Origin of the sequence: Trinickia symbiotica, from assembly GCF_003028655.1 — a bacterium.
Taxonomy (GTDB): domain Bacteria; phylum Pseudomonadota; class Gammaproteobacteria; order Burkholderiales; family Burkholderiaceae; genus Trinickia; species Trinickia symbiotica_A.
The window spans coordinates 148226-169973 of record NZ_PYUC01000008.1 but is presented as its reverse complement, the minus strand read 5'-3'; the positions used below and the strand labels follow the sequence as shown (position 1 = coordinate 169973).

20 protein-coding genes are annotated in these 21748 nt (G+C 64.8%); 14 read left to right on the top strand and 6 right to left on the bottom strand.

Annotated features, from left to right (window positions below; genetic code table 11):
* The first annotated feature begins 27 nt into the window (after positions 1 to 27).
* The gene (locus C9I57_RS17305; RefSeq protein ID WP_181321864.1) at positions 28 to 1395 is read left to right on the top strand and encodes an ABC transporter ATP-binding protein; all 1368 of its coding nucleotides are present in this window, start codon (positions 28 to 30) and stop codon (positions 1393 to 1395) included.
* A gap of 33 nt (positions 1396 to 1428) precedes the next feature.
* Here the strand turns inward: C9I57_RS17305 and C9I57_RS17300 are convergent, their stop codons facing one another.
* Complete coding sequence (locus tag C9I57_RS17300) at positions 1429 to 2493, bottom strand: sigma-54 interaction domain-containing protein (RefSeq protein WP_107151873.1); 1065 nt, start codon at positions 2491 to 2493, stop codon at positions 1429 to 1431.
* 273 nt (positions 2494 to 2766) lie between these two features.
* On the opposite strand from C9I57_RS17300, the gene C9I57_RS17295 reads away from it, so the two are divergent.
* From C9I57_RS17295 to otsA, 5 genes are all read left to right on the top strand, one after another.
* Positions 2767 to 3036 (top strand): hypothetical protein, encoded by a 270-nt coding sequence (locus C9I57_RS17295; protein ID WP_107152060.1) that lies wholly within the window; start codon positions 2767 to 2769, stop codon positions 3034 to 3036.
* Between the two features lie 134 nt (positions 3037 to 3170).
* Positions 3171 to 4589, top strand: a complete 1419-nt coding sequence (locus tag C9I57_RS17290; RefSeq protein ID WP_107151872.1) for a sigma-54-dependent transcriptional regulator — start codon at positions 3171 to 3173, stop codon at positions 4587 to 4589.
* Between the two features lie 170 nt (positions 4590 to 4759).
* Positions 4760 to 4936 (top strand): hypothetical protein, encoded by a 177-nt coding sequence (locus C9I57_RS17285; protein WP_181321863.1) that lies wholly within the window; start codon positions 4760 to 4762, stop codon positions 4934 to 4936.
* A gap of 137 nt (positions 4937 to 5073) precedes the next feature.
* The gene (locus C9I57_RS17280) at positions 5074 to 5295 is read left to right on the top strand and encodes a hypothetical protein (protein WP_107151870.1); all 222 of its coding nucleotides are present in this window, start codon (positions 5074 to 5076) and stop codon (positions 5293 to 5295) included.
* A 193-nt stretch (positions 5296 to 5488) separates the two neighbouring features.
* On the top strand, positions 5489 to 6910 hold the full coding sequence (otsA, locus tag C9I57_RS17275; RefSeq protein WP_107151869.1) for an alpha,alpha-trehalose-phosphate synthase (UDP-forming): 1422 nt from the start codon (positions 5489 to 5491) through the stop codon (positions 6908 to 6910).
* Positions 6911 to 7009: 99 nt separating this feature from the next.
* Here the strand turns inward: otsA and C9I57_RS17270 are convergent, their stop codons facing one another.
* The gene (locus tag C9I57_RS17270; RefSeq protein WP_107151868.1) at positions 7010 to 8500 is read right to left on the bottom strand and encodes an RNA polymerase factor sigma-54; all 1491 of its coding nucleotides are present in this window, start codon (positions 8498 to 8500) and stop codon (positions 7010 to 7012) included.
* A gap of 314 nt (positions 8501 to 8814) precedes the next feature.
* Between C9I57_RS17270 and C9I57_RS17265 the strand changes: the two genes are divergently transcribed.
* Positions 8815 to 9198, top strand: a complete 384-nt coding sequence (locus C9I57_RS17265) for a BON domain-containing protein (RefSeq protein WP_107151867.1) — start codon at positions 8815 to 8817, stop codon at positions 9196 to 9198.
* An 81-nt stretch (positions 9199 to 9279) separates the two neighbouring features.
* On the opposite strand, the gene C9I57_RS17260 is transcribed toward C9I57_RS17265, so the two are convergent.
* From C9I57_RS17260 to C9I57_RS17245, 4 genes are all read right to left on the bottom strand, one after another.
* Entirely contained in the window at positions 9280 to 10644 is a 1365-nt protein-coding gene (locus C9I57_RS17260; RefSeq protein WP_107151866.1) for an MFS transporter, read from the bottom strand.
* A 35-nt stretch (positions 10645 to 10679) separates the two neighbouring features.
* The gene (locus C9I57_RS17255) at positions 10680 to 11189 is read right to left on the bottom strand and encodes a YbhB/YbcL family Raf kinase inhibitor-like protein (RefSeq protein WP_107151865.1); all 510 of its coding nucleotides are present in this window, start codon (positions 11187 to 11189) and stop codon (positions 10680 to 10682) included.
* Between the two features lie 69 nt (positions 11190 to 11258).
* Positions 11259 to 12692: a heavy metal sensor histidine kinase gene (locus C9I57_RS17250; RefSeq protein WP_107151864.1), complete on the bottom strand. Its 1434-nt coding sequence runs from the start codon at positions 12690 to 12692 to the stop codon at positions 11259 to 11261.
* Positions 12689 to 13375 (bottom strand): heavy metal response regulator transcription factor, encoded by a 687-nt coding sequence (locus C9I57_RS17245; RefSeq protein WP_107151863.1) that lies wholly within the window; start codon positions 13373 to 13375, stop codon positions 12689 to 12691. The genes C9I57_RS17250 and C9I57_RS17245 overlap by 4 nt, the downstream gene beginning before the upstream one ends.
* Before the next feature lie 344 nt (positions 13376 to 13719).
* Here C9I57_RS17245 and C9I57_RS17240 point away from each other — a divergent pair, with 344 nt between their 5' ends.
* The 7 genes from C9I57_RS17240 (at position 13720) to C9I57_RS17210 (ending at position 21718) form a co-directional block, all read left to right on the top strand.
* A complete protein-coding gene (locus C9I57_RS17240; RefSeq protein ID WP_258187691.1) occupies positions 13720 to 14061 on the top strand; it encodes a DUF4148 domain-containing protein in 342 nt (113 codons plus the stop codon).
* Between the two features lie 80 nt (positions 14062 to 14141).
* A complete protein-coding gene (locus C9I57_RS17235) occupies positions 14142 to 14804 on the top strand; it encodes a carbonic anhydrase (protein WP_107151862.1) in 663 nt (220 codons plus the stop codon).
* 21 nt (positions 14805 to 14825) lie between these two features.
* Positions 14826 to 16415, top strand: coding sequence for a SulP family inorganic anion transporter (locus tag C9I57_RS17230; protein ID WP_107151861.1), 1590 nt, complete (start codon positions 14826 to 14828; stop codon positions 16413 to 16415).
* A 101-nt stretch (positions 16416 to 16516) separates the two neighbouring features.
* Positions 16517 to 19486: a molybdopterin oxidoreductase family protein gene (locus C9I57_RS17225; protein ID WP_107151860.1), complete on the top strand. Its 2970-nt coding sequence runs from the start codon at positions 16517 to 16519 to the stop codon at positions 19484 to 19486.
* A complete protein-coding gene (locus C9I57_RS17220; protein WP_107151859.1) occupies positions 19483 to 20196 on the top strand; it encodes a 4Fe-4S dicluster domain-containing protein in 714 nt (237 codons plus the stop codon). Before C9I57_RS17225 ends, C9I57_RS17220 begins: the two co-directional genes overlap by 4 nt.
* On the top strand, positions 20193 to 21143 hold the full coding sequence (locus C9I57_RS17215) for a dimethyl sulfoxide reductase anchor subunit family protein (protein ID WP_107151858.1): 951 nt from the start codon (positions 20193 to 20195) through the stop codon (positions 21141 to 21143). Before C9I57_RS17220 ends, C9I57_RS17215 begins: the two co-directional genes overlap by 4 nt.
* A 44-nt stretch (positions 21144 to 21187) precedes the next feature.
* Entirely contained in the window at positions 21188 to 21718 is a 531-nt protein-coding gene (locus C9I57_RS17210; RefSeq protein WP_107151857.1) for a TIGR00645 family protein, read from the top strand.
* Positions 21719 to 21748 lie beyond the last annotated feature (30 nt).

The following is a 21748-nucleotide window of genomic DNA, read 5'->3' as shown; positions in this document are numbered from 1 at the left end:
GATAGGTCCATTCGAGAGTGAAGCGCAATGCAAAATCCCAAAGCTGAACTGAGCCCGGCGTCGTCCGCCTCTCCCGCATCGGTCGGCGCCGGCGCCGGCGCCGCACCCCGTCTCGGCGAGGAAGTGCTCAACGTGCGCGGTGTGCGCCGCGGCTTTTCGAAAGCGCAAGGCGAGCTGCTCGTGCTCGACGACGTCAACCTCTCGCTGCGCGAAGGCGAAATCGTTGGCTTGCTCGGACGCTCGGGCTCGGGCAAGTCCACGCTTTTGCGCATCATCGCCGGGCTGATCAAGCCAACGGACGGCCAGGTCGACTATCTCGGCAAGCCGCTTTCGGGTCCCGCGGAGGGCGTCGCGATGGTGTTCCAGACGTTCGCGCTCTTTCCCTGGCTGACGGTGCTGCAGAACGTCGAGGCAGGACTCGAGGCGCAAGGCGTTGGGGCACGCGAGCGACGCGAGCGCGCGCTCGCCGCGATCGACCTGATCGGCCTCGACGGCTTCGAGAACGCTTATCCGCGCGAAATGTCGGGCGGCATGCGCCAGCGCGTCGGCTTTGCGCGCGCGCTCGTCGTCGATCCGACGCTCCTGCTGATGGACGAGCCGTTCTCGGCGCTCGACGTGCTCACCGCCGAAACGCTGCGGACCGACTTGCTCGATCTCTGGACGCAGCGACGCATGCCGATCAAGTCGGTGCTGATCGTCACGCACAACATCGAGGAAGCGGTGTTCATGTGCGACCGGATTCTCGTGCTTTCATCGAACCCCGGGCGCGTGATCGCCGAGATCAAGGTGCCGTTCGCGCATCCGCGCAACCGGCTCGACCCGGCCTTCAAGCGTCTCGTCGACGACATCTACGCGAAAATGACGGCGCGTCGCACGGACGAGGCGACGAAAAAGGGGCTCGAGCTCGGCAGCTGGCTGCCGAGCGTCTCGACGAACCTCATGGCCGGTCTCATCGAGACGCTTGCCGCGCCGCCCTATCATGGCCGCGCCGACATGCCGGAAATCGCCCGCTCGCTGCATCTCGAGGTCGACGATCTCTTTCCGATCGCCGAAGTGCTGCAGCATCTCGGTTTCACCGACGTGCGCGAGGGCGACATTTTCCTGACGCCGCCCGCGCGCGTGTTCGCCGAATTCGGCACCCAGGAGCGCAAGATGATGTTCGCCGAGCATTTGCTGCGGCACGTGCCGCTTGCCGCGCGGATCAAGAAAGTGCTGAACGAGCGCCCCGGCCATCGCGCGCCGCGCGTGCGCTTCGAGCAGGAGCTCGAGGACTTCCTCTCCGACAGTGCAGCAGAGGAAACGCTCGACGCCGTCATCAACTGGGGCCGCTACGGCGAAATCTTCTCGTATAACGACCAGAGCGAGATCTTCAGTCTCGAGGACGTCGAGTCTTAAGGCGGACCGCGGTGCACGGTGCCTGAGCGGGCGTCAGCTTTCGCCCGCGGGCGGGTTGTCGTCCTCGTCCTCATAGGCGCCGAGCCGGTTATAGAGCGTTTTCAGGCTCACTCCGAGCGCCTTCGCCGCGCGCCGCTTGTCGCCGCCGCAATACTTGAGCGTGCCGAGGATGATCTGCCGCTGAGCCTCGGCGAGCGGCGTGCCGACCCAGATGCTCATCGCATCGCCTTGCGTGACGGCCTTTTTCGAGCGGGCGGCCAGGCGCGGATGCTCGATCTCGACCGTCTTCTCGGCAAGGATGAATGCCCGATAGACGCTGTTCTTCAGCTCGCGAACATTGCCGGGCCACGAGTAGGTGCGCAGTGTCTCGCGCGCACGCTTGCTGAACGACTTGTTCGTGTTTTCCTGCGCGTTGAGCTCGGCAAGGAAGTGCTGGGCGAGCAACTCGCGGTCGCCCTCGCGTTCGCGCAGCGGCGGCACGCGCAGCGGAAAGACGGCGAGCCGGTACATCAGATCCTCGCGCAGCCCGTTCTCCTTGACCGCGACCATCGGATCCCGGTTCGTGGCGGCGATCACGCGGACGTCGCTGTGCAGGAGCTCGTTGCCGCCCACGCGATAGAACGAGCCGGTTTCCAGCGCACGCAGCAGCTTCACCTGGCGCACGGGCATCATTTCGGTGATTTCATCGAGAAAGAGCGTGCCGCCGTTGGCATTTTCGAAATAGCCGGCGCGGCCCTGCACGGCGCCCGTGAAACTGCCGCGCTCGTGGCCGAAGAGCTCCGCCTCGATGAGGTTGTCGGGAATCGCGCCGCAATTGACGGCGATGAAGGGGCCGTCGCGCCGCGCGCCCCGATCGTGGATCGTGCGGGCGATCAGCTCCTTGCCCGTGCCCGATTCGCCGACGATCAGCACGGTTGCATCGGTCGCGGCCACGCGCTCGACCTGCTCGTACAGTTCGAGCATCGCGGGCGACGAGCCGTAAAGCATCCCGTACGATTCGAGCCCGGCCGAATCGCGTGCGAGAGCTTTGTCGAATCGCCGCGCGGCATCGCTCATGTCGGCTGCCGCGGGTGTGTCCAAGTCGCTTGACGACGCCATGTGTCGCAATCTTCCGCGAGCGACGGCCACGGCGGTTGCGCCGTTGTCGCCGATCCGTAAAGGGTGGTTGCAAACCCCTATTTAACCACGCATGACGGATCGTACACCCGCCAGTCGTCATGGCGGATATGGCATGAATCGTGCGGCACATTCCCGTTCCGCACGGAACTCGCGGACGCGGAATCGATCGGAATGAGAGTCGGCAGCCGGACGCCGGTGCTGGCTGCTCGGCCGTATCTTTCATACACTTCGGGCAATTGCGAAGGGGGTCAGATGGCTCGTCCCAGAATCGGCATCTTCGGCGCGCTCGTCGCAGTGGGGGGCGTGATCGCGTGGCGCTGGTCACAGAAGCACCGCGCGTCGCAAGCGCGGCTCGCTAGCGAATTGAGCCGTTGGGAAGGCGAGGGCGGCGCGGTGGCGTCGGTGACGCAAGCGGCACCGTCCACACCCGCATCGGCGTCGGCGCCGGCGGGCGGCCCGGTGCCGGACGGGGCCGCCCAAGTGGGCGGTACGCGCGACGCCTGGCTTTTCCCGCACAGCTGAGCGATGGGCGTCGCTCGTCGATGCTCTGGCTCCTCCAGGGCGGCGAGCGGATGCAAAATATGACCTGCTTCGAGCGCCGGCGCATGTCGCCGGCGTGTCGATCTCCTTGACCTTTTTATACGCGACCCAACCCGATGCCACATGTGCTGATTGTCGACGACGACCCGGACACGCGCGAAGCGCTCGTGTCGATCATCGCGGAGGACGGCCTCACCACGGCCATCGCCGGAGACTTGCGCGAGGCCCGCATTCAGCTCGTGCGGCAAACGCCGGATGTCGTCTTCACCGATTTGCAGTTGCCGGACGGCAGCGGCGTCGATTTGTTCGAAGACCTCGATCCGCGCTCGGGCGTCGAGATCGTCGTCATCACCGGCCACGCGACGGTCGAATCGGCCGTCTCCGCGCTCAAGATGGGTGCGTCCGACTACCTCGTGAAGCCGATCAACATGCAGCGCGTGCGGGCCGTGCTCGATCGTTTGCCGCGCGCGGGCGATTTGAAGGCGCAAATCGGCACGCTGCGCGGCGAGCTGCGGCGCATGGGCCGCTTCGGGCTCATGCTCGGCAGCTCGCCGGCGATGCAGTCGGTCTACGATCAGGTGAGCCGCGTCGCGCCGACCGCGGCGTCGGTGCTGCTCGTCGGAGAGTCCGGGACGGGCAAGGAGGTCGCCGCGCAGACGATTCACGAGTTGAGCCTGCGCCGCAAGCACGCGTTTCTCGCCGTCAACTGCGGCGCCATCTCGCCGAATCTCATCGAGTCCGAAATGTTCGGACACGAGCGCGGCTCGTTCACGGGCGCGGACCGTCAGCACAAGGGCTATTTCGAGCGCGCGAACGGCGGGACGATCTTTCTCGACGAGATCACCGAGATGCCGGCCGAGTTGCAGGTCAAGTTCCTGCGCGTGCTCGAGACCGGCATGTTCATGCGCGTCGGCACGACGAAGGAAATCGAGACCGACGTGCGTGTCATCGCAGCAACGAACCGCGATCCCGAACAAGCCGTGCTCGAGGGCAAGCTCAGACTCGACCTCTACCATCGGCTCAACGTCTTTCCGATCAGCCTGCCACCGCTGCGCGAGCGCGGCAACGACGTCTGGCTGCTCGCCGAGGCGTTTCTCGCCGAGCTCAACGAGCGTCACGGCACGAGCAAGCAATTTCCGCCCGCGACGAAGGAAATGCTGCTGTCATACCCATGGCCCGGCAACGTGCGCGAGCTCAAGAACTACGTGCAGCGCGCCTACATCATGGCGGGCGCCGATTCGAACACGACGGCTGCCGTACCGCTGCAGATCTCGCTATCCAAGCCGTCGACCGGTACGGCGGTGACGATTCCGTTCGGCACCTCGCTCGCCGCCGCGGACCGGCAGCTGATCCTCGCGACGCTCGAGCAGTGCGGCGGCGTCAAAACGCGCGCCGCCGAAATTCTCGGCATCAGCTTGAAGACGCTCTATAACCGGCTCGTCGAATACAGCGACGAGGCGGGCAAGCCACAGGCCGGCGAAGGCGATGCTGCCGGCGAGCCAGGGGAAGCGGGCGAGCCGGCGGCGGGAAAGTGAATCGCTCGCAGGCTCGGGGCGCTGCCGCTACCGGCTGCTGAGCACCTGGGCAAACCGATTGCTCGCATCGTCAAGGTAACGAACGGCGGAATTGCCGCCGCGCGCGACCAGTGCCCCGATGGCGAGCGTTGGCCGCGGTGACGCGCGACACGCCAAGGGGAATGTTCACGATGTCAGCATCCATGAGCGAGCCGTTGCGCGCGCATACGCCCGAGCCCGACCCGCCCGGGCCTCCACCGACGAAGGAACCGCCGGGCCCGCATCCCGAGCCCGAGCGTGAGCCTCCAGGGCCCCCGCAGCCGCCGATCGGCGATCCGCCGCCCTATCCTCCAGACGTTCCGCAGTGAAGGCGGCATATTCGGGAAGGGGCCTCTGTACGAGTTACAAATCTGACGCAATTGTTACCGCGCGAAACCGATTTCCGCGTTCTAGACTTCTATTCGATGCGCCCAATTCGGGCCCGCCTTCTGAAGGGAGGCATTCGATGAGACATCCAGCGTTGCGGCGCTCTCCGCGCCACGCATCCAAGCGCGCAGCAAAGCACGCGGACACGACGGCCGCGTCGCCTTCGCAGCCGCCGCACGATCCTTCCGCGCAAAACCGCGTCGCGCCCAATGCGCCGCCCGACGGGACCTACAACCAAGGCGGTGCGCGCCCTGAAGGGCTCGATTATCAGCGCGATCTAGGCGCCGAGCAGGACGCCTGAGCACGCCGGAAGCTTATTGCACGCTCGCCTTGCGCTCACCTGTCGGTGCGCGTGGGCTTGTTCCGCTCTTCGGTCGCAGAGCGGGGCGGCGCCGCATTGCGGTTGCGCATCGGGGCATGCGGCTTGCACACGACCAACCGAGCGGCGAAAAGTCGTCGCCATGCGAGTCAGCAACCCGAGAGGTGAAGCCGCAATGAGCAGACTTATCGTCGTGTCCAACCGCGTCGCGCCGACGCAAGAAGGATCGCCCGCCGCAGGCGGGCTTGCCATTGGTGTCCTGGATGCATTGAAGGAGACCGGCGGGCTTTGGTTTGGATGGAGCGGCGAAATCGTGGGGCATGGCGGTGCGCCGTCGATCGACCGGCAGGGTACCGTCACGTACGCCACCGTCGGTCTCACGAGGCGCGACTACGATCAGTACTACCGAGGATTCTCGAACGCGACGCTCTGGCCCGCGTTTCACTACCGCACGGATCTCTCGCGGTACGACCGACGGGAGTACGCGGGCTACCTGCGCGTCAATGCCATGCTGGCCAAGCAGCTCTCCACGCTCGTCGAGCCCGACGACGTGATCTGGGTGCACGATTATCACCTGCTCCCTTTTGCCCGAGCGCTGCGCGATCTCAATGTGACGAACTCGATCGGCTTTTTCCTCCATACGCCGTTTCCGGTCGGAGAAGTGCTGCGCACCGTGCCGCCGCACGAAGAGCTCGTCAAGGCGATGTGCAGCTATGACGTCGTCGGGTTTCAGACTCACTCGGACCGGCAATCGTTCGTCGATTACATCGAGCGCGGTCATTTTGGCGTTTCGACCGAAGAGGGGGTGATGCAGGCGTTCGGCCGCGTGCTGAAAGTCGGCACCTATCCGATCGGGATCTATCCGGATGCAATCGCGAAAGCGGCCGAGCAGCTTTCCGATCGCAAGGCCGTCGCTGAACTGCGTGACGCGACGCGAGGCCGGCGCATCATCATGAGCGTCGACAGGCTCGATTATTCGAAGGGGCTCGTCGAGCGCTTTCAGGCGTTCGAGCGGCTGTTGACCGATGCGCCCGAGTGGCAGGGAAAAGTGTCGCTCGTTCAGATAGCGCCGCCGACCCGCTCGGACGTGCAGACCTATCAGCGTATCCGGCAGGCGCTCGAAGGCGAGGCGGGGCGCGTCAACGGGCGTTTCGCTCAGCTCGATTGGACGCCCATCCAGTATCTGAACCGCAAGTACGAGCGCAATGTGCTGATGGCGCTCTTCAGGCTTTCGCAAGTCGGCTATGTGACGCCATTGCGGGACGGGATGAATCTCGTCGCGAAGGAGTACGTCGCGGCGCAGAATCCGGAAGACCCAGGCGTGCTCGTATTGTCTCAGTTCGCCGGTGCCGCGGAACAGTTGCCGGGCGCGCTCGTCGTCAATCCGTTCGACCTCTCGCAAATGGCCGACGCGCTGGCCAGTGCATTGTCGATGCCGCTCAGCGAACGCAAGGCGCGCCATTCGGACATGATGGCGCGCTTGCGGGCGAGCGATCTGTCGACGTGGCGAGATGCCTTCCTCGATGACTTGCGTCATGTCGCCACTGCCGCGTCGGTGACCCGCAAGGCGGTGAAGCTGGCCGATTTCGCGGCCTGACATCGTGGCCGGCTCGCAGCCGGTTTTCCGAAGGTTTCCGAAGAAGAAGGCTCCTTGGGCAGCGCCCCTTTTTGGGGGGGCGCATACCGAGAGGAGACGCTATCCCTGCTTGCGCAGTTGAGCGGGCGGAAGCTTCAACAGGTTGCGGTACTTCGCCACCGTGCGGCGCGCGACGATCATGCCCTCCTGCGTGAGCAGGCGAGCGAGCGTGACGTCGGACAGCGGATTGCGCGGATCCTCCTGCTCGATCATCTCCTTGATCAGCGCGCGGACCGCGGCGGCCGAGCACCGGCCGCCCGTCTCGGTCGCGAGCTCGCGCGGGAAGAAGTGGCGGAACTCGAAGATGCCGCGCGGCGTGGCCATGTACTTGTTGCTCGAGGCCCGTGAGACCGTCGACTCGTGCAGCCCGAGCTCTTCGGCCAGCTTGCTGAGCACGAGCGGCTTCAGCGCGATTTCGCCGTACTCGAAAAACGCTTTCTGGTACGAGACGATGCATTGCGCCACGCGCTGAATTGTCGTGAAGCGCTGCTCGGCATTGCGCAGCAGCCAACGCGCTTCCTGCAACTGTTGCGCGAGCGGCGTGCCGTTGCCGCCGGATTGGGCGAAGAGCTCCGCGTAGACGCGATGAATCCGCGCGCGCGGAAGCACCGCGGGATTGATCGTCGCGACCCAGCGGTTCTTCACCTTGCGCACGATGACGTCGGGAATCACATAGTTGTCATCGGTGCGTCCGTAATATTCGCCCGGCTTCGGGTCGAGTCGGCGCACGAGGGCGCACGCCGTGCGCAACGCCTCCGCCGAGCAGCCGATCTGCTTTTGCAACTCGGCATGTTCGCGCCGCGCGAGCTTTTCGAGATGATGCTGCACGATTTCGCGGGCGACGGCGCGGCCCGGCGTATCTTCCGGCAGCGCGTCGAGCTCCAGGCTCAGACACTCAGACAACGAACGTGCTCCGACACCGGGCCTGTCGAGCGTTTGCACGAGGCGCAGCGCGACGCGCAGCTCTTCTTCGGTCAACGGCGGGTCGGCTTCGAAGGCCTCGGCGAGATCCGCGAGCGAATCGCGCAGATAGCCGTCGTCATCCAATGCTTCGATCACGACTTGCGCCGCGGCACGGTCGCGCTCGTTGAGCGGGTAGAGATGAAGCAAGTTGTGCAGGTGCTCGTGCATGGTCGGCTGAGCGCGCGCCCAAGCACCGGGATCCACGTCGTCGGCATCGCTGTTATGGCGCGAGGCCGCGCGCATCGACCAGTCCTGCGCGAATTCGCCGGCCGCTTCATCGACCGGCGCCGCGGCCGCCGTCTCGGCGCCCGCCAGCCCATCGAAGCCGTCGACTGCCTCGGTCGGCGCGGGCGTATCGCTGACGACGGGCGTTTCATCGGCGCCGTGAGCGGGAAGCACGCCGTTCGTTGGCGGCTCTGTCTCTTCGCTTTGCGGCTCGTCGTATTCGAGGAACGGATTGCTATCGAGTGCCTGACGCAGTTCGCGCTGAAACTCCAGCGACGACAATTGCAGCAGCCGTACGGATTGTTGCAGGCGCGGGGTCAGCGCGACGTGTTGTTTGCTGCGCAGTTCGAGAGTAGGCGGCATATCGATGTCCTCGCGAATGGGTCCTCCCACTCAAGCAACGGACATACCATGCAGCGCTTCATGCGCTCATTGCGCTACGGGCGCCGGCAATGAGGCATTTGCTCAGCAGCTTTTACATCCGCCGTGCAAAAAACGCGCCGCGTTCGCTATGGAATCCCCCAGTTGCGTCGAAAACGCGCGGCGCTCGCATCGCCGCGGCGGCCATTTTCGGCATGAGGCTTGCGCGATTGAAAGGAGGGTACGACGGCGCGCGCAGCCAGTTGCGCGCGGATCGCCGGGCCCGAAGTCTTTTCAATCATTGAGCAGGAGTCACTGTGAAAGCGCTTCAGTCACTGAAAATCGCGTCCATCGTCGCCTCCGTCCTCTTTGCCGTCGGCGCGAGCGCGCAGACGATGGGCGGCGCATCATCCCAACGGACGGATTCAGCCTCGAACGGAACGTCGGCCTCATCGGAGTCGCTCGGTCAGCACATCGGTGACGGCGCGATTACGGCGAAGGCCAAGGCGGAACTCATCGGCGCGAAGGACGTCCACGCTTCGCGCGTCCATGTGAAGACGCGCCATGGCGTCGTCTCGCTGACGGGCTCGGTGCCGCGCGAGGCCGACAAGCAACGCGCGCAGGAGATCGTGCAAGGCATCTCCGGCGTTCAATCGGTCCACAACCGCCTGAAAGTCATCGAAGCGGGAGCCAGCGAATAAGCCAGCGGCGGCAATCGATCGGGCGGGCCGGCGCGCGCCCCGGGCGTTGCCGCGACTGGGGTGCGCGCGGGGGATCGTCGCTCAGGCCGCCGCGCGCCGCGGCTGCCTCAAGCGCATGAGGCTGACGCCCGATGCCAAGGCTGAGAAGGCGGCGGCGAGCTGGAGCGAGATCGTCGGACCAGCGGTCGGCGCAATGCCGAAGATGAGCGCGACGAGCGCCGCGCCGAGTGTTTGTCCGGTCAGACGGGCGGTGCCGAGCATGCCGCTTGCGCCGCCGCTGCGCTCGCGCGGCGCCGAGGACAGCATTTGCCGATTGTTGGGCGACTGAAACGTGCCGAACCCTACGCCGCATACCGCCATGCGCCATGAGATGTCGAAGGCGCTCGGATGCGGGCCGAGCGTGGCGAGCAGCACGAGGCCGATCGTGAGGACGACGAGCCCGATGCCGCCAAGTATTCCGGCGGAGAAGCGATCGGAAAGTGTGCCGGCGATAGGCGCGGCGAAGACGATCGCGCACGGCCAGGGCGTGATCAACAGACCGGTCTCGACCTGGCTGAGTCCGAGCGTGTTCTGGAACAGGAACGGCAGCGAGACGAACGCCAGCATTTGCGCGGTGAACGAGCAGACCGAGGTCGCGACCGAGAGCGCGAAAACCGGAATCTTCAGCAGATCCACGGGCAGCAGCGGCGCCTTTTGGCTCAACTGGCGACGCACGAAAAAATATCCCACGACGACGATCGCGATGAACTGTGCGGCCGTCCAGCGATGCGCTTCGCCGTGGCCGAGACCGTCGATCGTCACGATGAGCAGGCCGAACACGAACGCGTTCATGACCGCGCTGATGTAGTCGTACGGCGTGTCGTGGCCGATGTTGCGCGGCAGCGCCTTCACGGAGATCGCGGCGGCGACGATGCCGATCGGGACGTTGATGGCGAAAAGCCATGGCCACGAAGCGACCGAGAGGACGGCGGAAGCGACGGTCGGCCCGACCGCGGACGACACGGCGACGACCATCGCGTTGATCGCGACCCCGCGCCCGAGCATGTTGCGCGGGTAGATCGCGCGTACGAGCGCAGTATTGACGCTCATGATGCCGGCCGCGCCGAAGCCCTGCACGACGCGAGTCGCGGCGAGCGCGGCGAGCGACGTCGAGAGCGAGCAGCCGAGCGACGCGATCGTAAAGACAATCACTCCCGCCGTGTAGACACGTCGGTAGCCGATGCGATCCCCGAGCGACGCGAGCGGCAACAGCGAGATCGTGATCGACAGTTGGTAAGCGTTGACGACCCAGACGGATGCGGAAGCGCTCGCGCGCAGTTGGCGCGCGATAGTCGGCAGCGCAACGTTGGCGATGGCGCTATCGAGCACGGCGAGCGTGATGCCGAGCGCGATGACGACGATGGCCCAGTAGCGTTGGGGGAGGGGAAGGCCCTCTTCGGGTTCCATCGTCGGTGGGGCCGATGACGCTTGCGCAATACGTGTCACTTCAGCTCGTATAGGCCGGTGTATGTCGCCGAGTCGATTTCGTTGAGGTGGATCATGAAGCGCGCGACCGCGTTCGTCGTGTCGGGCGTGATCGGCAGATGTTCCGCCTTCAGCGCGTGCACCCGGAAGATATAGCGGTGCGGCTTGTCGCCGCGGGGCGGCGCGGCGCCGCCGAAGCCGGGCGTGCCGTAGTCGTTGCGGACCTGTATCGCGCCGGCCGGCAAGAGCGAGCCGTCGGCCTTGCCGGCGCCTTGCGGCAGCGAGCGCAATTGCGGGGATAGGTTGACGACGACCCAATGCCAGAAGCCGCTGCCTGTCGGCGCGTCGGGATCGTAGACCGTGAGCGCCAGGCTCTTCGCGTCCTCGGGGGGCGCTTCCCATTGCAGCGCGGGCGACGCGTTGCCACCGCTGCCATCCACGCCGAACAGCTTGTCGGCACATTCCTGCGCTTTCGGCATGAAGCCGTTGTTCGGGAAGTCGTCGGACCAGATTCTGAAATCAGCCATCGGAAGCCTCCTGAGGGAAACGATTCGATCTTGGAGCGCGGCCGCGAGGCGGCGGGCGAGGCGAGTGTATCACCGCGGCGCTTCACGCGCCGGCAGCCGATCCTCCGGCACCACCCGGCCGTTGCGGGGAAAGCGCAGAGAGAACGCCGTTTGCACGCCCGGCACGCTCGTCACCTCGCATTCCCCACCGTGCTCGTCCATGATCGACTTGACGATCGCAAGTCCCAGGCCCGTGCCCGAGGCCGAATTCTGGCGCGCCGGATCGGCGCGGTAAAAGCGATCGAAGATGCGCGTCAAATGCACGGCGGCGATGCCGGGCCCTGTATCGACTACGCGGATGACGGCGAAGTCGCCGCGGTTGGCGCATTCGATCGTCACGGTCGAGCCGGCCGGCGCGTGCACGCACGCATTCGAGAGGAGATTGCCGATGGCGCGCTGCACGAGTAGCGGCTCGCCATTGAAAATGCACTGCCCTTCGACGCTGATCGCGATATCCCGATCCTCGGCGATCGATTCGTAATAGCGCGCGACCCGCAACGCTTCGCGCGCGCCGTCGATGCGCCGCAGCCGCGCTGTGCGTTGACGGGCGTCGATGCGAGCCAGGAACAGCATGTCGTCGACCATGCGCGAGAGGCGCTGCAACTCTTCAATGCTCGATTCGATGATCGCGCGATATTGCTCGTTCGATCGAGGCTGCACGAGCGCAACCTGCGCTTGCGCGAGCAGATTCGTGAGCGGCGTGCGGATATCGTGGGCAAGATCGGAGGAAAACTGCGTAAGACGTGTGAACGATTCGCCGAGGCGAGCGAGCATTCGGTTGAAGGCCAGGCTCAGTTCGCGCAGCTCTCCGGTCATGAATCGATCCGACAGTGGATGCGCGAGCCGGCTCGTTGAAATCTCGTCGGCGCATGCCGCAAGCTCGGCGAGCGGCTGCAGCGCGAACGCCGCGATCCTGTGCGCCACCACTGCCGCTACGACGGCGCCACAGAACGTCGCCAAGGCGATGCAAATGGCGCAAAGGCGCAGGAACGCGCGCGTGCTGCGATAGTTGCCCTGGACGACGATGCGCGCCTCGCTCGAAACCTCGTCGTCGAGGTGCGCGGTGGCGACGAGGTACCGCACCGCCCGACGCGGATCGTCGATCCAGGTGGGCGTCGCGCCGGCGCGTACTCGACCGATCTCGCCAACGCCGCTGAAGCCGTCGCTTTTGACGACGACATTGCCCTTACCGTCGAGTATCGCGAAATCGAGATTCTCGTGGTCATCGGGCGCGGCATGCGCGGTCACGCCGCCGCTTCGCAACTCGGCCCAATCCCGGGCCGCGTTGACGTGCGCGGTCGTGCTGCGAACGCTTGCCTGCATCTCGTGCGCCAGCGAGTGGGCCGTGGATGTGACGAGCGCCCTATAAAGCAAGGTTCCGCTTACAGCGAGGATGATCGAGGTGGACAGCGCGAACAGCACGGCGAGCCGTGCCCGCATCGTATTCGGCCACCGCCACCTCATTGCGACGGCGCGCGCTCGCGCTTCTCGAGGACGTAGCCCATGCCGCGAACGGTGTGAATCAGCTTCGGCACGAAGGGATCGTCCACCTTCGCGCGGACTCGGCGAATGGCGGCGTCGACGATGTTCGTGTCGCTGCTGAAATTGATGTCCCATACCTGCGAGGCGATCAGCGAACGGGACAGGATCTCGCCCTCGCGCCGCATCAAGAGCCAGAGCAGGGAGAACTCCTTGGCGGTGAGCAGAATGGTATTGCCCTGGCGCCTCGCCTTGCGCCGAACGAGGTCAAGCTCGAGGTCGCCCACGCTGAGCACGGACTCTTCGCGGGCCTGGCCGCGGCGCAAAAGCGAACGCACTCGAGCCAGCAACTCGACGAAATCGAACGGTTTGGCCAGATAGTCGTCGCCGCCCACGTCGAAGCCTTTCACGCGATCGTCGACGTCGTCGCGTGCCGATAGGAACAGCACGGGCGTACGATGCGTCTTGCGCAATTCCTGCACGATGCTCCAGCCGTCCTTGCCCGGCAACATGATGTCGAGAATCGCGAGGTCGTACTCCTCGGTTTGCAACTGATGGAGCCCGGTGACGCCGTCCGCCACGCAATCACATACGAATCCTGCCTCGGTCAGTCCCTGTCCGAGATACGTTCTCGTCTTCCCTTCATCCTCGACTATCAGGATTTTCATTTCGGTTTTCCCTCAATTCCTTCAATATCTTTATTGGGGGCAGTTGCTCGATATAACGTAACTGAAATAGAAGAAAGCAGGGACATCGATTTATCTCAATAGTTCCGGGCGAATGTCACAAAAAATTCGAAGCGACGCAGGATCGAAGCGCCCGACGGGCGTGCCGCGGGCAATTCAGAAAATTCGCGTTGAGCGTCGCGAAAAGACGTGCATCTCGAATTGTGAAAAATGACGAGAATTTCATGCGAGAAACGTCATCTTCTCGTCATGTCGACGATCCACCGAATCGAGACAATTGCTCCCATCGACGTCGCAATCGCGATGTCCCTGATAAAGGAGTGAATATGAAAACCCGACTACTCATTGCAGCGCTTCTCGCGGCAGCCGTGGCTGCACCCGCGTACTCGGAGAGCATAACGGGGAAAACGCGCGCTCAGGTCTACGAGGAGCTCATCGAAGCCCAACGCAACGGCTTGCGATACATCACGAACACGTCGTACCCGGACGTATCGCGGATCTACGCTCCGCAAGCGGCCGAACGGGCCGACGAGGCGCTCGTCGCAGATGCGAAGGGGCCGTCGCCGGCAGCGGGGGCCGAGGCGTCGGGTTCGCCAGCGCGGGACTTGCATGCGGCGCCAGCCTGCCAGGGTCCCGCCTTTTTCTGCGAACCCTTTTTCGGTTCATAGAAGCGCGCTCGGCAGCCCCGTCACGGGGCCAGCCGCTCGCATTTCATCGCAAACGTAAGCCTCTTCGGTAAGGGATAAATATGGACTTTGCTGAGCAAATGCTTTCGCGAAACAGGGTATGGGCGCACGAGACGGCTCGTCGCGACCCCGCACTCTTCGGCCGTATGCGGCAAGGGCAGCGGCCCGCGATTCTCTGGATCGGCTGTTCGGACAGCCGGGTGCCCGCGGAGATCGTGACTGGCGCGGCGCCGGGCGACCTTTTCGTGCACCGCAACGTGGCGAATCTGTTTCTGCCTCACGATGACAATTCGATGAGCGTGCTCGAGTACGCCGTCCGCGTCCTCGAGGTCAGCGATATCGTCGTTTGCGGGCATTATGGCTGCGGCGGTGTCCGAGCCGCGCTCGAAGGAACGACCGGCGGGATGCCGCACGTCGAGCGGCGGATTGGCGCGCTGCGTGAGCTCGTTCGGCGGGAGCGAGAGGTGCTTGCGGCCATTCCAGGCATCGAGGAGCGGGCGAACTGGTTGGCCGAACTGAGTACCGTCGAACAGGCGAGGACGCTCAACCAGATGCCGCTCGTGCGCGACGCCGTATCGCGGCCCCGCGTGCACGCCTGGATCTTCGACATCCGGAGCGGGTTCATCCGCAGGCTCGCATCGTCCGGCGATTCGTCGCTCGGCATCAATGCCCAAAGGCCGGCCGCCAATGATCATCGCGAGACGACGTCCGTGTGGACGATCTGATCGCTTTCCCGGGTTGATACGATGACGAATGCCAAGTTCATGGCGACGCTGCCGCGCGATTGCTGCGCGGGCGTCGCGGTATTTCTCGTTGCGTTGCCTCTTTGCCTCGGTATCGCGCAGGCATCGGGCGTCAACGCCGTCGCCGGTCTTCTGGCAGGCGTGATCGGCGGCCTCGTTGTCGCACTGCTGAGCGGATCCCGTCTGAGTGTCAGCGGGCCGGCCGCCGGCTTGATCGCGATCGTGGTCGAAGGTCTTGCCAATGTCGGCGGTTTTTCCGCCTTCTTGAGCGCTGTTTTCGTGGCCGGCGTGGCGCAATTCTGTTTCGGCGCATTGGGATTGGGCCGTTTCGCGTCTTGCATCCCGTCGACGGTGATCAAGGGTATGCTCGCAGCCATCGGCCTGCTGTTGATCGTCAAGCAGTTCCCCGTCGCGCTTGGCTGGTTCGACGCCGATGCGAATCCCATGGGCGGCGGCACCGATGCACGGCTGGATACCCCATTCGGCTCGGTGTCGCTCGTCGCGTGCGCGCTGGCGCTTTTCTCGTTCGCCGCGCTGTGGGCATGGGACACCAAGTGGGTCCGCCGCAGCGCGCTGCTCCGTTCGGTCCCGGCGCCCCTCGCCGTCGTTGTGCTCGGCATCTTCGCCACGGTGGCAATCGACGCGTGGTTGCCGCAAATTGCGCTGCCTGCCGACCAGCGCGTGAATCTCGCGCCGATCGATTCCTTGGCGGCCTTGGCGCAATGGGTCACATTGCCGGATTTCTCGGCGTTGACGAGTGTCGAGGTATGGCGACTCGCGGGCACGCTCGCGATCGTGGCGAGCGTGGAGACGTTGCTAAGCCTCGAGGCGATCGAGCAGATGGATCCCAAGCGGCGCTCTGCGTCGCAGGACCGCGAGCTGCGCGCGCAGGGCGTCGGCAATATGCTGGCGGGCATGCTCGGCGCGCTGCCGATCACTGCGGTCATCGTCCGCAGCACGGCCAATCTGCATGCGGGCGCCGAAACCCGGGCGTCGGCATTCGTTCACGGCGTGCTGCTTCTCGCCAGCCTGTTCGCATTGACTTCGGTTCTGAACTTGATTCCGCTCGCATGTCTCGCCGCGATCCTGATCGCGACCGGTGCCAAGCTGGCCAAGCCTTCGGTCTGGGTCGAGACGGCCAAGAGCGGCGTGGATCGATTCGTGCCGTTCATCGCCACCATCGCCGGCGTGATGGCCACCGACTTGCTGATCGGTGTCGCCATCGGGGTGGCCTGCAGTGCCGTCCTTGCGCTTCGGTCCACGCTCAAGCAGGCATTCCTCATCGAGACGCGAGCGGGCCAGTTCGTCCTGCGGTTTCGCAAGGACCCTTCGTGCTTCATCAAGGCGGGCCTGAAGGACAGACTCGGCGCGCTCCCGGACGGCTCGACGCTCGTGGTCGACGCTTCGCGTGCCGACACGCTCGACGCCGACATCCGCGAGTACATCGGCGAATTCGCGCGGCGCTCCGCCGAACGAGGGATCCAAGTGCAGTGGCGAGACGCGGCCGCGCTCACGCGGAACGAGGAGGATGGCGAGTGGGGACGGCCGTCGCCGCGCGGCAACCGCGCTTTCGATCATCGGGTTCTCGAATAATTCAAATTCGAAATCGCGATTTGTCGCTATGAGGGTGCTCACCTACGATGTGACGGGCGGTTGCGGAAAGACCGCCGTGAATCGCACCAAGGGAGTGCCCGATGGATCGCCGGCAGCGCACGCGCAACGAGAGGCTCGAGGTCAAGACGACGACCTGCTACATGTGCGCCTGCCGCTGCGGCGTCCGCGTTCATCTTCGCGACGGCGAAGTGCGCTATATCGACGGCAATCCGGATCATCCGCTGAATCAAGGCGTCATCTGCGCGAAGGGCGCGTCGGGCATCATGAAGCAATACTCGCCGGCGCGCCTCACGAGGCCCCTCATGCGCAAGCCGGACGCCGAGCGCGGCAGCGCTTCGTTCGAGCCCGTTTCGTGGGAGGCGGCGCTCGCGACGCTCGAAGCCCGGCTTGCGCATCTGCGCGCCACCGATCCGAAGCGTTTCGCGCTGTTTACGGGCCGCGACCAGATGCAGGCGCTGACTGGTCTCTTCGCGAAGGAGTTCGGCACACCTAACTATGCGGCGCATGGCGGGTTCTGCTCGGTCAACATGGCGGCCGGGATGATCTATACGATCGGCGGCTCGTTCTGGGAATTCGGCGGCCCGGATCTCGAGCGGGCGAAGCTTTTCTTCATGATCGGCACCGCCGAGGATCATCATTCGAATCCGCTCAAGATCGCGATCTCGAAGTTCAAGCGTGCGGGCGGCCGCTTCGTTGCGATCAATCCGATTCGCACCGGCTATGCCGCGATTGCCGACGAGTGGGTGCCGATCCGTCCCGGCACCGATGGCGCGCTGCTGATGGCGCTCGTGCATGAGCTGATCCGAATGGAGACTTACGATCGTGAGTTCGTGAGCGACTACACGAACGCGGCCGAGCTCGTCGAGCTCGACGCGTCGCGCGACACGTTCGGTCTCTTCGTCGACGGTGACGAAACGGACGAGGGCAACCCTTGCCAACCGCGCAACCGTCTCTGGTGGGACCGGGTAACGCAGCGCGCCGTGCCGCGCCACAGCCCGGCCGCGAGGCCCGCGCTGAGCGGCCGCTACGCGCTGGAGGACGGCACGCCCGTCGCGCCGGCATTCGAGTTGCTGCGCGAGCGCGTCGCGCCGTGCACGCCCGAGTGGGCCGCCGCGATAACGGGCATCGCGGCCGATACGATTCGTCGTCTGGCACGCGAAATGGCCGACGTCGCCGATCGCCACAGAATCGTCCTGCCGATTCGCTGGACCGATGCCTGGGGGCGGACGCACGAGACGGTCACGGGCAATCCGATCGCGTTTCATGCGATGCGCGGATTGGCCGCGCATTCGAACGGCTTTCAGACGATTCGTGCGCTGGCCGTGCTGATGTCGTTGCTCGGCACGATCGATCGACCCGGCGGGTTTCGCCATAAGTCGCCGTTTCCACGCGCGACGCCCCCTTCGGCGAAGCCGCCGAACGACCCGGAGGCAGTGCGGGCGAACACGCCCCTTTCGAGGGGGCCGCTAGGCTGGCCCGCCTCGCCCGAGGACCTGTTCGTCGACGACGAGGGGCGCCCCGCGCGCATCGATCATGCGTTTTCGTGGGAGTACCCGCTCGCCGTGCATGGGCTCATGCACAGTGTCATCACGAACGCGTGGCGCGGCGACCCGTATCCGATCGACACGTTGCTGATCTTCATGGCGAACCTCGCGTGGAATTCGTCGATGAATACGGTCGAAGTGCGCAAAATGCTCGTCGACAAGCATGCGGACGGCCGCTACAAGATTCCGTTCATCGTCGTTTGCGATGCGTTCCAGTCCGAGATGACGGCCTTTGCGGATCTGATCCTGCCCGACACGACCTACCTCGAACGGCACGATGCGATGTCGCTGCTCGACAGGCCGATCTCCGAGTTCGACGGTCCCGTCGATTCCGTGCGCGTGCCGGTTCTGCCGCCCACGGGCGAATGCAAACCGTTCCAGGATGTTCTCATCGAACTCGCGAGCCGGCTGAAGCTTCCATCGTTCGCGACGGCGGACGGCCGCCGCAAGTTTCGCGGCTACCCCGATTTTGTCGTCAACTACGAGACGGCGCCGGGCTCGGGTATCGGCTTGTTGAGCGGCTGGCGCGGCCACGAGGGCGACAAGGCGCTCGTCGGCGCGCCCAACCCGCGTCAATGGGACGAATACGCTGCCCACGATTGCGTCTTCCATTACCGGTTGCCGGAAACGATGCAATACATGCGCAACTGCAACGGCCCTTACTTGAAGTGGGCGGTCGAAAAAGGATTTCGCAGGGTCAATGAGCCGATCGTCATTCAGCTCTATTCCGACGTGATGCAGAAATTCCGGCTCGCGGCGCAAGGCAGGACGCAGGGGCGGAAACCGCCCGAGCATCTGCGCGAACGCATCGAACGCTATTTCGATCCGCTGCCGTTCTGGTACCCGCCGCTCGAACAGGCCGCGACCGACGGCACGCGATATCCGCTGGCCGCCGTGACACAGAGGCCGATGGCGATGTATCACTCATGGGATTCGCAAAATGCGTGGCTGCGCCAGATTCACGGCGAAAACGCGCTCTTTGTGAACTCGAGCACGGCCCGCGAGAACGGCATCGAAGACGGGGCCTGGATCTACGTCGAATCGCAATGGGGCCGCGTGCGATGCATCGCACGCCACAGTGAGACCGTCGAGCCCGGAACCGTCTGGACTTGGAATGCGATCGGCAAGGCCGCCGGCGCCTGGGGGCTCGCGGCCGATGCGAACGAGGCGCGCCGCGGCTTTTTGCTGAACCATCTCATCACCGACGAATTGCCGGGCGCCGGTTGGCCGAACGAACGGATGTCGAACTCCGATCCCATCACGGGACAGGCAGGATGGTTCGACGTGCGCGTGCGTGTCTATCCGGCCGAGCGCGACGCCGATTGCACGTTGCCGCGGTTCGCGCCGATGCAGGCGTTGCCCGGCTCTCTCGGGCCGGTGCGCCGCCTCGTGCAGGCCTATTGCGCCGGACGCGGCCGATTCGCGGCGCAGCTCGAGGCAAGCGGCGAGCGACGCCGCGAGGATGGCGAACGGGCGCCGCATAACGAATCGAGGAAGGACAAATGACGCAGTTGGCACTCGTGATCGACTTGAACGTATGCGTCGGATGCCAGGCATGTGTGACGAGCTGCAAGGAATGGAATACCTCGGGGGAGGCGGGCAGTCTCGCGGATGTTCATCCTTACGATGCCGATCCGTCAGGCACGTTCTTCAATCGCGTGCAGACGTACGAGTCAGGCGTCTTTCCGCACGCGGAGACGATTCACTTTCCGAAGTCGTGTCTTCATTGCGAGGAGCCGCCATGCGTGCCAGTCTGTCCGACGGGCGCAAGCTACAAGCGCAAGGAAGACGGGCTCGTGCTCGTCGATTACGACAAGTGCATCGGTTGCAAGTACTGCGCGTGGGCTTGCCCCTACGGCGCGCGGGAGATCGACGAAGCACGCAAGGAAATGACGAAATGCACGCTGTGCGCCGATCGTATTCATAACGAGGCGCTCTCCGAGCGCGACCGCAAACCGGCTTGCGTGCTCGCATGCCCGACGTCGGCACGGCTTTTCGGCGACATTCACGATCCCGAGTCGGAGGTTTCGCGGACGATTCACGAACGTGGCGGCTATCAGTTGATGCCTGAATGGGGCACGCGGCCTTCGAACCACTATTTGCCGCGCTCGAAGACAGGTGAGGCCGGTTGCGCGAGCGAGGCCTGCGCATGCCGCTCGCAAACGAGCGAAAGTTCGACGCACGACCGGCGAGAAGCCATGGAGGGGGCGCGATGAAGCCCGCGTTTTCCGTCGTGTTTCTGACCACGCTCATCGGCGCGGCGCAGGGCTTGCTGATGATGCTCGTTGCCGTCGAGCTCGCCGGGGAATTCGGATGGCGGACGGCGGCCGCGGCGGCGTCGCGCTTTTACGTCGGCGGGGCCGCGCTGGCGTGCGCGCTCGGCGTATTGGGTCTTGCGGCGTCGTTTTTTCACCTCGGTCATCCCGAGAGGGCCTGGCGTGCCGTCGCGATGTGGCGCACATCGTGGCTCTCGCGCGAATGCCTGTGCTTGCCTGCGTTTCTCGGCTGCGCCTTCCTCTATGGCCTCGCTCACCTCGCGCACTCGCGCTACACGCTTGCGATCGGGATTCTGGGTGTTCTCGTCGGTACGGCGCTCTTCGTCTGTACCGCGATGATTTACGCGTGCTTGCGGTTCCTGCAGGAGTGGGCGAGCCCGCTCACGCTCGTGAACTTCGTGCTGCTCGGCTGCGCATCGGGCGCCACGCTCTGCGCCGCGTGCGCGGCGTGGCTCGCCCCTTCAGTGGCAAGCGTCCTCGCGACGAGCGCGAGCGTCCTCACGGCGGCCGGATGCGCGGGCCGCGTCGCGATGCTCGCGCGCAACGCGCGGCTCGTGCCCAAGTCGACGCTCGCGAGTGCAACGGGAATCGCCGGTCCGAATCTCGTGCAGAAATCGCGCGGTTTCACGGCACGATCGTTCAACACGCGCGAGTTCTTTCATGGCCGTTCCGCGCGCACGTTGCAATGGGTCAAATGGGGCTTCCTCTCGGGCGCGTTCGCGGTGCCGTTCACGCTGACGGCGATCGGGGCGGAACTGGCCGCGCACGCCGCGGCCGGTGCGCTTGCCGCGGCGTTCATCGTCCAATATGCGGGGCTCTTGGCGGAGCGGTGGTTTTTCTTTGCCGAGGCGAGGCACCCCCAGAACCTGTACTACGGACCCGGTTGAAGCGGATAAACTCTCGCCAACGCAACCGGAATGAGCCGCATAACATGCATCAAAGAAAAGCCCTCGAAATCCTGCTGGAACGCATCCTGTTCAAATCGCGCTGGCTGCTGGCGCCGTTTTATATCGGCCTCGTGCTGTCGCTCGTGATGCTGCTCGTGGCATTCGTCGGCGATCTCGCTCACGTCCTGCCGAATCTTCTTTCGACGGGCCCGGAAGAAATCATTCTCGCCGTCTTGACGCTCATCGATCTTTCATTGGCGGGCAACCTCGTCGTGATCGTGATGTTCTCCGGCTACGAGAACTTCGTCTCCAAGATCGATACGGGAACGAGCGAGGATCGCCCCGATTGGATGGGCACGCTCGATTTCTCGGGCCTCAAGATGAAGCTGATCGGCTCGATCGTCGCCATTTCGGCGATCTCGCTGCTGCGTGCGTTCATGAAACTGACCGAGCCCGGTGCCGTGATGGACGAAGCGCGCATCCGCTGGCTCGTGATCCTGCACGTGACGTTCGTGGTGTCGGGGCTTCTTTTCGCCGCGATGGACTGGGTGGCTGCGCAGGCGGAGAAACACTGATTGCGCCATTCGGCGACGATAGAAGATCGC